Origin of the sequence: Arthrobacter sp. K5 (genome assembly GCF_040448525.1) — a bacterium.
GTDB classification, from domain to species: domain Bacteria; phylum Actinomycetota; class Actinomycetes; order Actinomycetales; family Micrococcaceae; genus Arthrobacter; species Arthrobacter globiformis.
The window spans coordinates 1,593,980-1,607,864 of sequence record NZ_CP159279.1; the positions used below are offsets into that span (position 1 = coordinate 1,593,980).

The 13,885-nt window shown below is 67.7% G+C and carries 10 protein-coding genes; 3 read left to right on the forward strand and 7 right to left on the reverse strand.

Features of this window, described 5'->3' with window-relative positions:
- Window positions 1-87: 87 nt before the first annotated feature.
- From treZ to ABRP34_RS07160, 7 genes are all read right to left on the reverse strand, one after another.
- Window positions 88-1,893, reverse strand: coding sequence for a malto-oligosyltrehalose trehalohydrolase (gene treZ, locus ABRP34_RS07130; protein WP_353712709.1), 1,806 nt, complete (start codon window positions 1,891-1,893; stop codon window positions 88-90).
- Window positions 1,890-4,217 (reverse strand): malto-oligosyltrehalose synthase, encoded by a 2,328-nt coding sequence (gene treY, locus ABRP34_RS07135; protein ID WP_353712710.1) that lies wholly within the window; start codon window positions 4,215-4,217, stop codon window positions 1,890-1,892. Before treY ends, treZ begins: the two co-directional genes overlap by 4 nt.
- The gene (gene glgX / locus ABRP34_RS07140) at window positions 4,214-6,622 is read right to left on the reverse strand and encodes a glycogen debranching protein GlgX (protein WP_353712711.1); all 2,409 of its coding nucleotides are present in this window, start codon (window positions 6,620-6,622) and stop codon (window positions 4,214-4,216) included. The genes treY and glgX overlap by 4 nt, the downstream gene beginning before the upstream one ends.
- Before the next feature lie 109 nt (window positions 6,623-6,731).
- Entirely contained in the window at window positions 6,732-8,261 is a 1,530-nt protein-coding gene (locus ABRP34_RS07145; RefSeq protein WP_353712712.1) for an NAD(P)H-hydrate epimerase, read from the reverse strand.
- A 20-nt stretch (window positions 8,262-8,281) separates the two neighbouring features.
- Window positions 8,282-8,629 (reverse strand): holo-ACP synthase, encoded by a 348-nt coding sequence (locus ABRP34_RS07150; protein ID WP_003805338.1) that lies wholly within the window; start codon window positions 8,627-8,629, stop codon window positions 8,282-8,284.
- 4 nt (window positions 8,630-8,633) lie between these two features.
- Window positions 8,634-10,526: a glutamine--fructose-6-phosphate transaminase (isomerizing) gene (glmS, locus tag ABRP34_RS07155; protein ID WP_353712713.1), complete on the reverse strand. Its 1,893-nt coding sequence runs from the start codon at window positions 10,524-10,526 to the stop codon at window positions 8,634-8,636.
- Window positions 10,527-10,619: 93 nt separating this feature from the next.
- On the reverse strand, window positions 10,620-11,243 hold the full coding sequence (locus ABRP34_RS07160) for a signal peptidase I (protein ID WP_353712714.1): 624 nt from the start codon (window positions 11,241-11,243) through the stop codon (window positions 10,620-10,622).
- A 139-nt stretch (window positions 11,244-11,382) separates the two neighbouring features.
- On the opposite strand from ABRP34_RS07160, the gene coaA reads away from it, so the two are divergent.
- From coaA to mscL, 3 genes are all read left to right on the forward strand, one after another.
- Complete coding sequence (gene coaA / locus ABRP34_RS07165; RefSeq protein WP_003805342.1) at window positions 11,383-12,348, forward strand: type I pantothenate kinase; 966 nt, start codon at window positions 11,383-11,385, stop codon at window positions 12,346-12,348.
- A gap of 5 nt (window positions 12,349-12,353) precedes the next feature.
- Window positions 12,354-13,340 (forward strand): M15 family metallopeptidase, encoded by a 987-nt coding sequence (locus tag ABRP34_RS07170; protein ID WP_353712715.1) that lies wholly within the window; start codon window positions 12,354-12,356, stop codon window positions 13,338-13,340.
- An 85-nt stretch (window positions 13,341-13,425) separates the two neighbouring features.
- The gene (mscL, locus tag ABRP34_RS07175; RefSeq protein ID WP_353712716.1) at window positions 13,426-13,827 is read left to right on the forward strand and encodes a large conductance mechanosensitive channel protein MscL; all 402 of its coding nucleotides are present in this window, start codon (window positions 13,426-13,428) and stop codon (window positions 13,825-13,827) included.
- The last annotated feature ends 58 nt before the right edge of the window (window positions 13,828-13,885 follow it).

Here is a 13,885-nt window from a genome sequence, read left to right on the forward strand (position 1 = left end):
ATGTTCCATCCTGCCAGCCGCGCCAAGGCTGCGGGGCCGGCGTCCACCATCCGGTCACTGGGGTGGACGCCGCCCCTGCCAGTTCACTCAGTCACTGACGACGGCGGCGCTCAGCGGCCCGAGCTCCGCACGCTCACCATCCAACCGGATGGCGTCGTCGGTGGCCAGCAGCAGGGCCGTCCCCGCGCCCCCGAGGCTCACCGGCTGCTCCGAGAAGTTGAGCAGCACCTGCACGCCGCCGCGCCGGAACCGCAGCCAGCGGGCGTCCTCGTCGAACTCCACCTGCGTTTCCTCAAAGCCCAGCTTGGTGAGGTCCGGCGTGGAGCGGCGCAGGGCGGTGAGCGAACGGTACAGTTCGAGCAGCCGCGCATGGTGACCGGAGGAGGTTTCCGCCCAGTCCAGCTTGGACCGTCGGAACGTCTCGGGATCCTGGGGATCGGGCACGACGGCGGGGTCCCACCCCATGCGCTCGAACTCCTTGATCCGGCCTTCGGCGGTGGCCTTGCCGAGTTCCGGCTCAGGGTGGGAGGTGAAGAACTGCCACGGCGTGGTGGCGCCGTATTCCTCGCCCATGAACAGCATGGGAGTGAAGGGTCCGGTCAGGGTCAGCACCGCGGCGAGCGCCAGGCTCCCGTAAGGCAGCGTCTGCGAAAGCCGGTCCCCCGTGGCGCGGTTGCCGATCTGGTCATGGTTCTGTGAGCAGACCACCAGGGCGGACGGATGCACGGTGCCGGAGTTGATCGGCCTGCCGTGATGGCGTTCCCGGAAGCTGGAGTAGCTGCCGTCATGGAAGAAGCCGTCCCGGAGCACCTTGGCCAGGGCCGCGAGCGAGTCGAAGTCACCGTAGTAGCCTGTGGTTTCGCCGGTGATGTTGACGTGGACGGCGTGGTGGAAGTCGTCGCTCCACTGCCCCTCCAGCCCGTAACCGTTGACGTCCCGCGGATACAGCAGCCGCGGGTTGTTGAGGTCGGATTCGGCAATGAGCGTCAGGGGCCGTCCCACTTCGGCAGAGATCTGGTTGGCCAGCGCCCCGAAGTCCTCCAGGATGTGGACAGCCCGCTCGTCCTTCAGTGCGTGGACGGCGTCCAGCCGGAGGCCGTCCACGCGGTAGTCGCGCAGCCACATGGCCACATTGTCCAGGATGAACCGGCGCACATGGTCGGAGCCCGGCCCGTCCAGGTTCACAGAGTCGCCCCACGTGTTGCCCTCGCCCTGCTTGAGGTAAGGCCCGAACCGCGGCAGGTAGTTCCCGCTGGGGCCGAGGTGGTTGTAGACCACATCCTGGATCACGCCGAGACCGGCCGCGTGGGCGGCGTCCACGAACCGCTGGTATGCCTCCGGGCCGCCGTACGCCTCGTGGACGGCGAACCACTGCACGCCGTCGTAGCCCCAGTTGTGCGTGCCGTTGAATGCGTTCACGGGCAGCAGCTCGATGAAGTCCACGCCCAGGCCGGCCAGGTAGTCCAGCTTGCCGGCGGCCGCGTCCAGCGTCCCTTCGGGTGTGAAGGTGCCCAGGTGGAGCTCATAGATGACCGCCCCCTGCAGTTCCCTGCCCTGCCAGCCGTCCTCCTGCCAGGTGTGCGCGCCGGGGTCGAACGTTCGGGACAGCGAGTGGACGCCGTCGGGCTGGCGCCGGGTCCGCGGATCCGGAAGCGGAGTTTCGTCGCCGTCCAGGAGGTACCCGTAGTCAACCTCGCCCGCTGCGGGTGCGTCGGGGGCGCTCCACCAGCCGTCATCTTCCGGTCCGGTGCCGGGCCGGCGCTGCATGGCATAGCGCTCCCCGCCGGCCAGCAGCGTCACGGACTTAGCCAGCGGCGCCCAGACGTCGAAGCGCTCCGCGCCCTGTACGGGTTTCGCTGCCTCAGGGGGATAAGCCTGGCCTGCGTGCGTCATGATTTTCCTTCTGTCTGCGGCACCAGCAGCGCGACGGGGAAGGTCCGGAAGATGTCGGCGATCTTCACGGTCCCCGGTCCGAAGCCGGCACCGGTCAGTTCATCCTTCATGGCGGTAACAAGATCGACGGCGGTGTCCCGCCACCCGCCTGACTGTTCCAGTCCGTAGGGCAGCCGGGTGGCCAGGGTCAGCGCACCCGGCGCTGCCGGGGTGCCGCGGTCGAAGGCGAGCAGGTGCCTGGCGGCGGGGCCAGTGGCATTGACCGGCCGGTAACCAGTGAACAGCTGGGGCCGGTTCCGGCGCAACCGCAGGGCGCGCGAGGTCACAAGCAGCTTAGTCCGCTCATCCGTAAATGACGGGGGCAGGTCGCCGGCATCGAGCTGTTCCAGCGCCGCGCGCCGGTCATCGAAGCTGAACGGGCGCCGGTTGTCCGGGTCCGTCAGCGACCTGTCCCAGAACTCCGTGCCCTGGTACACGTCCGGGACGCCGGGCATGGTCAGCTGCACGAGCTTGGCCGCCAGGGAGTTGGAGGCGCCGTGCGGCTCCAGGAGTTCCACGAGCGACTCGACTTCAGCCCGCACCGCGGGGTTGTCGAACGCGGCGTCGACGGCGGCGGCCAGCTTCTCCTCGAACGCCGGATCGGGATCGGTCCAGTTGGTCGAGTTCCCGGCTTCGCGTGCGGCCTTCAGCGCGTAGTACTGCAGGCGCTCCCGGCTGGCGGGCCAGGCGCCGGCGATGGCCTGCCACAGCAGAGCGGACAGCGGGCCGTCCGGCAACGGCGCCAGTTCGCGCAGCCGGTTCAAGGCCCTCTCCCATTCGCCGGCAACCTCGGAGATGACCGAGATCCGTGCCCGGGTGTCCTCGCTGCGTTTGGTGTCGTGCGTGCTGAGCGTCGTCATGGACAGCGGAAGCTCTGCCTGCCGGCGGGCCATCCGGGCATGGAACTCATCCGGCTCCACGGAGAACTCGGTGGGGTCGGCGCCCACCTCCGTGAGGGTGCCGAGCCGGTTGTAACGGAAGAACGCGGTGTCCTCCACGCCTTTGGCCATGACCATTCCCGAGGTCTGCTGGAAACGCCGGGCAACCTCCAGATCCGTGTCCAGCAGCAGCGGCTGCAAGGCCTGGATGGCCTGGTCGAGTTCCGGCCGCCTGCGCGCGGCAAGCTCGCAGGCCTCCTTCAGGACCTCCGCGCCCTCCGGCAGGTACGTGCGGTAGACCGGGAAGGCGGCGATGATCTCCGCGATGGCGTCCGCCGTGGCATCGGCGGGGAGTCCGGCGTCGGCCGGAACCAGCCGGGCCAGCCGCAGGATCTCCGAGTGGAGGATGCCGTCGGTGATCCGGCGCTTGGTCCCCCGGATCATGTCCTCGTAGTCGGCAGGCTCCCCGCCGCGCAGCGAGGCGTCCAGCCGGTCCAGCGGTTCCTGGCCGCGCGGATCCACGAGAACCCGGTCTACGTCCGCCAGGGCGTCGTAGCCTGTGGTGCCCTCGCACTCGAAGCTGGCCGGCAGCTGCTCCCCCGGCTCAAGGATCTTTTCGATCAGCAGGTAGGCGCCGCCCGTGGCTTCCCGGAGCCGCTTCAGGTACCCCTCGGGGTCCGCCAGGCCGTCCGGGTGGTCAATCCGCAGCCCGTCCGCGAGCCCCTCACGGAACCAGCGCACCACTTCCTCATGGGCTTCGTCGAAGACGGCGGGGATCTCCACGCGGACACCGGCCAGCGTGTTCACCGCGAAGAAGCGGCGGTAGTTCAGCTCGTTGTCCGCGCGCCGCCAGCCCATGAGTTCGTAGTGCTGCCGGGCGTGGACGTCACGCGGGGAATCGCCCTCCGTGTAGCTGCCGTCGGCCAGCGGGAAGCGGTGGTCGTAATACCGCAGCTCCCCGTCCTTGATTTCGAGCTGGTCCAGATCGTCGTCGCTGCCGAGGATCGGGAGCCGGATGCGTCCTCCGGCGAGTTCCCAGTCGACGTCGAACGCCTCCGCGTAGCGGGACTTGCGCCCTTCCTTGAGCAGCGACCACCACCAGGGATTCTGCGCCGGCGTGGCTACGCCGACGTGGTTGGGCACGATGTCGATCAGCACGCCCATGCCGGCGGCGCGGGCCGCCTTGGAGACGGCGGCCAGGCCCTCCGGGCCGCCGCGTTCGGGGTCGACGGCGGAGGGGTCGGTGACGTCGTACCCGTGATCAGAGCCCTGCTCCGCGGTCAGGACCGGTGACAGGTAAATCCAGTCGACGCCGAGCGAGTGCAGGTACGGCACGGTTTCGGCGGCGTCGAACAGAGTGAACCCCTGCCGGATCTGCAGCCGGTACGTGGAGACGGGGGTTTTCATGCGTCCTCCCCTACGGGTTTAACTGCCTTCAAGTGGCCGCCGCGCTTTCCAGCAGGCTTGGTGGCCGGCTTTTTGGCCGGCTGCTCCGCCGCGGCCTTCGCAGGCGCTGCATCCGGGGCCGGGTCCGCGGCAGGCTCAGCCTCGGGTGCATCTGCCGGCTCCGCAACCGGGTCAGCGGGCTTTTTCGTCCTGGCCGGCTCCGGAACGGCGGGGGCGGTAAGGGCCGCGGTCTCAGTGGTAGCGGTCTGGGTCAGCGCCGCGAGCGAGGCGGCCACGGAATGGTCCGGCTCCTCTTCAGGTGCGCTGTGGGCGCGCAGCACCACCAGGGACTTGGCTGCGACAGACAGCATGCTGCCCGCGTTCGCCGGCTGGGAGTCAGCCCCTTCTCCCGCGGTGTCGATGATGACGTCCCAGGCCGGTGCGTATTCGTCCGGCGGCAGCGTGAACTCAACGTCGCCGTCGTGTGCGTTGAAGTACAGCAGGAAGTTCACGTCGGTGATCCGGCGGCCACGGCTGTCGTGGCCCTGGATCCCGTCGCCGTTGAGGAACATGCCCACGGAACGGCCGAAGCCGCTGTCCCAGTCCTCCGGCTGCATGAGGTTGCCGTCGGGGTCGAGCCAGACGATGTCCGGCAGCCGTTCGCCTTCGCCGCGCCGCACGGGCCGGCCGTCGAAGAAGCGGCTCCGCCGGAAAGTGGGGTGCTTGGCGCGCAGCGAGTTGACCGCTGCGGTGAATTCGATGAGCGGCTGGTCCACGCTGTCCCAGTTGACCCAGGTCAGTTCGGAGTCCTGACAGTACCCGTTGTTGTTGCCCTGCTGGGTCCGGCCGAGCTCGTCGCCGTGCAGGATCATGGGCACGCCTTGGGAGAGCAGCATGGTGGCGATGAAGTTGCGCTGCTGCCGGGCCCGGAGCCCCAGGACCTTGGGATCATCCGAGGGGCCCTCTGCCCCGCAGTTCCAGGACCGGTTGTGCGATTCGCCGTCCTTGTTGTCCTCGCCGTTGGCGTCGTTGTGCTTCTCGTTGTAGGACACCAGGTCCCGCAGCGTGAAGCCGTCGTGTGCGGTGACGAAGTTAATGGATGCCACCGGGCGGCGGCCGGAGTGCTCGTAGAGATCCGCCGAGCCGGTGATGCGGGAGGCGAACTCGCCCAGCGTGGCAGGTTCGCCGCGCCAAAAGTCGCGCACGGTGTCGCGGTACTTGCCGTTCCATTCGGTCCACTGCGGCGGGAAGTTGCCCACCTGGTACCCGCCGGGCCCGACGTCCCACGGCTCGGCGATGAGCTTGACCTGGGACACCACCGGGTCCTGCTGGATGAGTTCGAAGAACGTGGAGAGCCGGTCGACGTCGTAAAATTCCCGGGCCAGCGCGGCGGCGAGGTCGAAGCGGAACCCGTCCACGTGCATCTCGGTAACCCAGTATCGCAGCGAGTCCATGAGCAGCTGCAGGGAGTGCGGCTGGCGGACGTTCAGGGTGTTGCCGGTGCCCGTGTAGTCCATGTAGTACTGCTTGTCGTCCTCCACCAGGCGGTAGTAGGCCTCGTTGTCGATGCCCTTGAAACTCAGGGTGGGGCCGAGGTGGTTGCCTTCGGCGGTGTGGTTGTAGACGACGTCGAGGATGACCTCAATGCCTGCCCGGTGCAGCGAGCGGACCATCGCCTTGAAGTCCTGGACCTGCTGGCCGGTGTCGCCGGTGGAGCTGTAGGTGTTCTGCGGCGCGAAGAACCCGATGGTGTTGTAGCCCCAGTAGTTGCTCAGGCCCTTCTCCTGCAAGGTGCCGTCGTTGACGAACTGGTGCACGGGCATGAGCTCGATAGCGGTGACGCCCAGCTTTTGCAGGTGCGAGATCACGGCAGGGTGCGCCACGCCGGCGTATGTGCCGCGCTGCTCCTCGGGAATCTCCGGGTGCAGCTCGGTGAGCCCCTTGACGTGCGCCTCGTAGATGACCGACTTGTGGTACGGGATGCGCAGGTTCTGGTCGTTGTCCCAGTCGAAGAACGGGTTGATGACCACGCCCATCATCATGTGCGGCGCAGAGTCGGCGTCGTTCTTGGATGAGGGATCGCCCATGTTGTACGAGAACAGGGCCGGATCCCAGTCGATCTGGCCGGAGACTGCCTTGGCGTAGGGGTCAAGGAGCAGCTTGTTGGCGTTGAAGCGCTGACCTTTGGCGGGGTCATAGGGTCCGTGGACCCGGTACCCGTACTTCTGTCCGGGCTGGATCTGCGGCAGGTAGCAGTGCCACACATAACCGTCCACCTCGCGGAGGGTTACCCGGGTTTCGGTCCCCTCGTCGTCGAAGAGGCAAAGTTCCACCTTGTCGGCGTGCTCGCTGAACAATGCGAAATTGGTTCCGGTGCCGTCAAACGTGGCTCCCAGCGGGTAAGCCGATCCGGGCCAGACTTCCATTCCTGCTCCTATACCTCGTCCAACACTGCGTCCGGCAGGTCATCACGCACCACCTGCACGGAACTTGGTCTTACCGTAACGGGTGGGCCGGACTATTACCGACCCACCATTAATTACTAAGCGTGCTGACTTTACCCCATATTTCGGGTAGGGCCTCGCAAATTCGCCCCGCCGTCAGCGGGCCGCCAGCTGAAGCTGCCGCTCCGGCGAGGCCGTGCAGGCTCGCCCCCATGGCGGCAATGGCCGCCCAGCGTTCGTCCGGATCGATGCCCTTCGCCCGGAAGCGGCCGACGTCGGAGCCCACCTGGGCGAGCAGCGCACCGATGATTCCGGCCAGCACATCGCCGCTTCCGGCGCTGGCCAGCCAGGGCGTTCCCTCGGCCTGGCTGTAGAAATCCTGGTACGGCGACGCCACCAGCGTGCTGGCGCCCTTCAGCAGCACGGTGGCCTCGGTCAGGCCGGCGGCGCGGCGCACGGCAGCGAGGGTGGCGGCCTCAACGGCTTTCCGGTCCAGGTCGGCGCCGAGGCGCTGCAGCAGGGTGGCCAGCTCGCCGGCGTGCGGCGTCAGCACCACCTGCGGGGCCAGCACGTCGGGCAGCACGGGCAGGGCGCCGGCGTCGGCCACGATGGGCAGGCCGGAGTCGACGGCGTCGCGGACGCGCTGCATCTCGTCTTCGTCCTTGCCGTCCATCCCGGAACCGACCAGCCAGGCCTGGACGTGGGTTTCTGCCACGGTGCCGGTGCTGCAGACCACCTCGGGGCAGCTGTGGCGGATAAGGTCGGCGACCTCCGGTGGCCCGACGTAGCGGACCATGCCGACGCCCGCGGCAAGCGCCCCGCGGCAGGCGAGCACGGCGGCGCCGGGGTAGGCCGGGGATCCGGCCACCACTCCGAGGACGCCCCGCGAATACTTGTGGGCGCGCCGTGCAGGGCGCGGGAGGAGGGCGGCCAGGTCGGCGGCCTCCAGGCGGCGCAGGGCGGGCCACGGGAGTGCGTCCTCAATGCCGATCGGGACCACCACCACCCGGCCGGCGAAATCCGCTCCCGGGTCCGCCAGCAGACCGGCCTTGGCCCCGCCGAACGTGACGGTGACGTCGGCGGGCAGCACGGGGCCGCCGGCCTCGCCGGTGTCCGCATCAACGCCGCTGGGCACGTCGCACGCCACCACGATGCCATGGGACCCTGCCGCCAGCCGGGACACGAGGTCCGCAGTAGCTCCCCGGAGTCCGCCCTGGGCACCGGTTCCGAGCAGCGCGTCAATAACGACGTCGGCCCTGCCGGCCAGCGCTGCCAGCTCGCTGGCGTTCGCGTCAGTCAGCGTGACCACCCGGCCGCCGGCGCGCCGAAAGGCGGCCAGACCGTCCGGGTGGGCCGTGTCAGAGGCGAGGACCGCCGTCGTCCGCATTCCCCGTCCGGCTAGGTGCGCGGCGGCGAAGAGGCCGTCGCCGCCGTTGTTGCCCTTGCCAGCCAGGACGGCAACGCTGGAGCCGTACAGGCGGTGTCCGCGGCTGCGCAGCTCCGCGATTGCGGCGCCAGCCATGCCGCGGGCCGCCCGCTGCATGAGAACAGCGCCCATACCTGAATCCAACAGGGGCTTTTCAGCCTCTCTGATCTGGGTTCCGGTATAGGCGCTGATCATGTGGTCGGTCCGTCCGGGGGTCAGCCTTCTGCCAGGACGGTGGCCGTGGCAATGCCGCCGTCGTGGCTCATGGAGAGGTGCCACCGTTTGACGCCCTTGGCTTCGGCCACAGCGAGCACCGTTCCCTTGACCTGGACGGTGGGCCCGTTCTGGTCAAGCCCGATCCAGCAGTCCTGCCAGTTCATGCCGGCCGGCGCGCCGAGGACCTTGGCCACGGCCTCCTTGGCGGCAAACCGCGCCGCCAGGGATCGGGTGTTCAGGTCCCGTTCGGCCGGCACAAAGAGCCGGTCCCGAAGCCCGGGGGTGCGCTCCAACTGCCGTCCGAAGCGCTCGATGTCCACTACGTCTACGCCGATGCCAACAATCATGGGCTTACTCTACTGTGACGCTCTTGGCGAGGTTGCGCGGCTGGTCCACGTCGTAGCCCTTGGCGCCGGCCAGTTCGGCAGCAAAAATCTGCAGCGGAACCGTGGTGAGCAGCGGCATCAGCAGCGTCGGGGTCTCCGGGACGTAGAACACGTGCTCTGCGTAATCCCGGACCGACTCGTCGCCTTCCTCGGCGATGACCAGGGTTCGGGCACCGCGGGCCCGGACTTCCTGGATGTTGGAGACCACCTTGGAGTGCAGCGAGTCCCGGCCGCGCGGGGACGGGACCACCACGAACACCGGCTGGCCCTCGTCGATCAGCGCGATCGGGCCGTGCTTGAGCTCACCGGCAGCGAAGCCCTCCGCGTGGATGTACGCGATTTCCTTCAGCTTCAACGCACCCTCAAGGGCCACCGGGAAGCCCACGTGGCGGCCCAGGAACAGCACGGACTTCTCGTCCTTCATGCTCCGCGCCAGCTCACGCAAGGGGCCCGCGTTGTCCAGGATCTTCTGGATCTTGGCCGGGATCTTGCCCAGGTCCGCGAGGACGTCCTTGATCTGGCCGGAGAAGATGTTCCCGCGCAGCTGCGCCAGGTACAGGCCCAGCAGGTACGCGGCGGTGATCTGGGCCAGGAACGCCTTGGTGGACGCGACGGCGATTTCCGGGCCGGCGTGCGTGTACAGCACGGCGTCGGACTCACGCGGAATCGTCGAACCGTTGGTGTTGCAGATCGAGATGGTCTTGGCGCCCTGTTCACGGGCGTACCGGACGGCCATCAGCGTATCCATCGTCTCGCCGGACTGGCTGATCGAGACCACCAGGGTGTTCGCATCCACGATCGGGTCCCGGTACCGGAACTCGTGCGCGAGCTCCACCTCGGTGGGGATCCGGCACCAGTTCTCGATCGCGTACTTCGCCACCATGCCCGCGTACGCGGCCGTGCCGCAGGCCAGGACGATGATCTTGTCCACCTGCTTCAGCAGCGCCGGATCGATCCGCAGCTCATCCAGGGTCAGCTTGCCGTTCAGGTCCGAACGGCCCAGCAGGGTCTGCGCCACGGCGTCGGGCTGGTCATGGATTTCCTTCTCCATGAACGAGGAGAAGCCGCCCTTCTCCGCGGAGGCCGGGTCCCAGTCCACGTGGTACTCCTTGCCCTGTGCCGGGGCGCCGAAGAAGTCCGTGATCTCCACCGTGTCAGCGGTGATCGTCACGATCTGGTCCTGGCCCAGCTCCACCGCACGGCGGGTGTAATCGATGAACCCGGACACGTCCGAACCCAGGAAGTTCTCACCCTCACCCAGGCCGACAACCAGCGGGGAGTTCCGGCGCGCCGCGACCACCACGTCAGGCTGGTCAGCGTGCACCGCGAGCAGCGTGAACGCACCCTCCAGCCGCTGGCAGGCCAGCTCCATCGCCCGGGTCAGGCCGCCGTCCGAGACGTCCCCGCCCAGCTTGTTCCGGAAAATGTCACCCAGCAGCGCCGCGGCCACCTCGGTGTCCGTCTCAGACGCGAAGACAACACCCTTGGCCAGCAGCTCCTGCTTCAGCTCAGCAAAGTTTTCAATAATGCCGTTGTGGATCACCGCAAGCTTCCCGCCATCAGACAGATGCGGGTGAGCGTTCTGATCCGTCGGGCCACCATGCGTGGCCCACCGCGTGTGCCCGATACCGGTCAGCGACTCCGGCAACGGCCGCTCCTCCAGCTCGGCGAGCAGGTTGCTCAGCTTTCCGGACTTCTTCCGCGAGGAAATTTCCCCGTTAGCCACCACCGCAACACCGGCCGAGTCATAACCCCGGTACTCCAGGCGGCGCAAACCCTCAAGAACAACATCCAACGCGCCGTGCCCGGCATCAGCCCGACCCGACGAACGGCCAACATAACCCACGATTCCACACATGGGTATAAGCCTAACCGGCTTTGCGGAGAACCGACGTCGGATGACCTCCACCGGCGTCTCAGTCCGATGTGCTTCGTCAGCCCGCCAGTCGCGTCATCCTGCCCGCCGCCGCCTGCGAACGCCCAGGACGATGAGCAGCACGCACGGGCCAACGAGGCCCGCCGCCGCCAGCGTCATCCAGAGGTCGCGGTCCGCGTCGCCGAGTGCACTGGTGAGGTAGCCAACCAGCGGGATTGCATAGAGGGGCATCCCTTTAATCTGGCGGGCGCGGACGGGCGCGGGGTCGTTGGCGTTGGTGTTGTCGCCCCTGGTGATCAGGGTTCTCTCACCGTCCTGCATGGCGCCGAAGCCCACAATCCGGTGAGTGCGGACCTCGCGGCTGCCCGGGGCGGGCTGGTAGGTGACGATGTCGCCGTATTTCAGCTGGCTCAAGGTGGTGGGCCTCACCACGAGGAACGTGCCGGCGGAATATGTCGGCGCCATGGAGTTTGTGTGCACGGTGTAGGTCCGGGATCCGGTGGCCTGGGGGATGATGACGAGGCCCAGGGCAGCGAAGAGGAGGATCATGAGGACCGCAAAGTTGGCCCAGCGCCCGGCCGCGGCAAACCGTTTCCGGCGCCGTATTTCGAGGATCCGGGTGGCTGCTCCCCCGCCCCGTCTGCCGCCAAAGTCGCGGCCAGTCCGCTGCGGCGCCTCCGGTGTGACTGCCTTTCCCATGTTGAGACCCTTCAAGAGTTCTGCCTTATTCACTGAACAGTCCCGCAGCAGGCTCAGGAATCAGTAATGCAAAGGGTCAAGAATCACTCAAGACAGGCCGCATTTCGCTCTCGGCGCCGGGAGGGGCAGAATCTCTAGGGTGACTTTGCAACGCAACGAAGCGAACGGAGAGGGTGTTTCCCCGTTCGTGGAGCTGGACCGGCAGACCTGGTCCCGCCTTTCGGCCCAGATGGAGCAGCCCCTTAATGAAGAGGATGTGCTGCGCCTTCGGGGCCTTGGTGACCCCTTGGACATCAGCGAGGTGCGCGAGGTCTACCTCCCCCTGTCACGGCTGCTGCATCTGTACGTGGAGGCTGCCGGCCAGCTGCATGCGGCCACCACAACATTCCTTGGCGAGCAGACTCAGCGCACACCGTTCGTGATCGGCGTTGCCGGCTCCGTGGCCGTGGGCAAGTCCACCATCGCGCGTGTCCTCCGAGAGATGCTGCGGCGCTGGCCGGGCACGCCGAACGTCGAGCTCATCACCACCGACGGTTTCCTGTATCCCCTGGCCGAACTCAAGCGGCGGCAGCTGCTGGACCGCAAGGGTTTCCCGGAGTCGTACGACCGCCGCGCGCTGCTGCGTTTCGTGAGCGAGATCAAGGGCGGCGCCGAGGAGGTCCGGGCACCCTGGTACTCGCACGTCACTTATGACATCGTCCCCGGCAAGGAAGTGGTGGTCCGGCGTCCGGACGTCCTCATTGTCGAGGGCCTGAACGTGCTCGCTCCCGCGCGGCCGCGGCACGACGGCCGCCAGGGGCTGGCGCTGAGCGACTTCTTCGACTTCTCCATCTATGTTGACGCCAAGACGTCATATATCGAGGAATGGTACGTGGACCGGTTCCGCAAACTCCGTTCCACCGCCTTCGCGCAGCCGGAATCGTACTTCCACCGCTACGCCACGCTGTCCGACTCCGAAGCCGAAGCGACGGCCCGCGACATCTGGAAGCGCATCAACGAGCCCAACCTGGAAGAGAACGTGCTGCCCACCCGGGGACGGGCGCAGCTTGTACTCACCAAGGAAGCGGACCACTCCGTCCGCAGAATGCTGCTGAGGAAGGTCTAGCACGCATGTGCTGCAACTGCCCTCCGGAGCCTTCCGCCGATGCCCAGCCCGGACCACGCCCCACGCGCCGCGCAGTGGCGCGGCTGCTCATGACCGGCGCCGGCATGTCGGCCCTCGCGGCCTGCACCCCCGGCCCTGCACCGGACGCTCCGGGAACCGGTTCGACCGCCTCGGGCACAACCTCGAGTACTTCCGGCACGGCCTCGCCGGCCGCGTCCACCCCGGGGTCCGGCTCCGCGTCCGCCGGCAGCTCTGCCAAGTCATCCGTCACGGCTTCCCCGGCGCCCTCCGCTTCGTCGTCGGCCAGCGCGTCCGCAAAGTCGCCGTCCGCGACGGCGACGACGACGACGGCGGCAGCCCCGCCGTCGGCCGCTTCACGCCTGGCCAAGCAGTACTCGCTGACCGCCCCCGCCAGCCCCTGGGTGATCGTCAACAAGCACCGCCCGCTCAAGCCGGCCAACTACGTTCCGGCCGATCTGGTCCAGCCTCGAGTGGCCCTCGCCGTCTCCGGCGAGGCGGCCCAGCTGAACCGCACGACGGCGGCTGCCGCAGAACGGATGTTCGCCGCGGCAGCGGCGGATGGCGTCACCATGACTCTGGCGAGCGGCTACCGGTCCTACGCGACCCAGACCGTCACGTACAACGGCTGGGTGAGCTCCCAGGGACGTGCCGCAGCGGACACCGCCTCGGCCCGGCCGGGCTTTTCCGAACACCAGACAGGATGGTCGTTCGACATCGGCGACGGCGGCGGCGCCTGCAGCTTCCAGCCCTGCTTCGCCGAGCAGCCCGCAGCCGTCTGGGCCAAGGCGAACGCGCACCGTTTCGGCTTCGTGGTGCGGTATCCGTGGATGCAGCACGCCATCACCGGATACTTTCACGAATCGTGGCATCTGCGATACATCGGTGTGGCGGCGGCCACGGACATGCGGAAGCGCGGCATCGCCACCCTGGAGCAGTATTTCGGCCTGGCGGCCGCTCCCGGCTACCGCTGACGCTGGGGCGCTGTTGCCTGCGCGCCGCTGGCCGGTCAACGTCCGGTGAACCGTCCCGTAAACAGGGTGCGGTAGTTTGGTTGGCATGCTTAGTGGATTCAAAAAGTTCGTTCTCAAGGGAAACGTCATTGACCTGGCCGTGGCGGTGGTCATCGGTTCAGCGTTCAGCGCCGTGGTGGATGCGCTGGTCAAGAGTGTCCTGATGCCGCTGATCTCGCTGCTGGTCGGAGAGCCGAACTTTGATGATTTCCTGGCGTTCGGCGACGTCCGGTTCGGTGTGCTGCTTACCGCCGTGGTCAACTTCCTGCTGGTTGCCTCCGCGCTCTACTTCGTCATCGTCGCCCCGATGAACCGGCTGATCGAGCACCGTAACCGCAAGCTGGGCATCGGGCAGGACACCAAGAAGGAAGCGGCCGAGGATCCGCAGATAGCCCTGCTGAAGGAAATCCGCGACGCCCTGCAGGACCAGAACCAGGCGGCCAAATAGCGCCGGCCGGAGACGCCCGGCCCTGAAGGCCAGGGAACCACAGCGGCCAGCGAACGGC